Raw genomic sequence first — 786 nt, forward strand, 5'->3', positions numbered from 1 at the left:
AGAGTAAGAAGTGATCCAGGGTTCTTTGGTGGGCCTGTTCTCCTAACTTTTGTGCGAGCGAGTCGTTATTTAAAAGTAAATCTAACTTTTCTGCCAATACCTTGGGGCTTTCTGGTGGTACCAAAATGCCAGTTTCTTCATTAATGATGATGTCAGGGATGCCGCCAACCTGGGTTGCCAGTGTCGGCTTATGGCATATGCCAGCCTCGATGAAAACCAAGCCGAAACCTTCTTCTCGGGAGGGTTGTAGAAAGATATCGCAGGCCTGCATCCAATCCATTACATTGGTGACCTGGCCGAGTAGGGTGATTTTATCTTCCAGGCCTTTATCTCTAATGTGCGTTCTAAGTCGCTCATAGTCTTGAGGTGCCCCGTCGCCAGCAATGTATAGGTGAGTGCTATCGAGAACCTTAGGGGACTTTTGTTTCAATAGTGCTAAGGCTTCGATACTGTCGTCATGCCCTTTAATGGGCCCTAAATGACCTGCAGAGAATAAAATACGCCCATTAAGTGCTAACTTGTCTTTTGCTGCTTGTGTCGCATTACCTTCAGGTTGGGGTACTTCGCTTAGTTCTACGCCACCATGAATGGTGGTTGTTTTTTTATCGTTTATACCAAGCTGATTCACCATGCGCAGCTTTCTCTCATTCGATATAGCGATGTAATGATTCAATAACCAAGCAGAGAGTTTGTTCTTTAGGGTGGGTTGATAATAACGTAGTTCTGAGCGGTGATAAGTACCGATTATTGGTTTTCGTGTTAACTTACATGCGAGACCTGCATAGA

At 44.9% G+C, this 786-nt stretch carries 1 protein-coding gene; it reads right to left on the bottom strand.

Annotated elements, in window-relative coordinates:
• Positions 1 to 786: glycosyltransferase family 4 protein (locus A3735_RS05930; RefSeq protein ID WP_156499447.1), on the bottom strand; the 786-nt coding region annotated here is incomplete at both ends.

The sequence above is a fragment of the Oleiphilus sp. HI0061 genome, assembly GCF_001635675.1.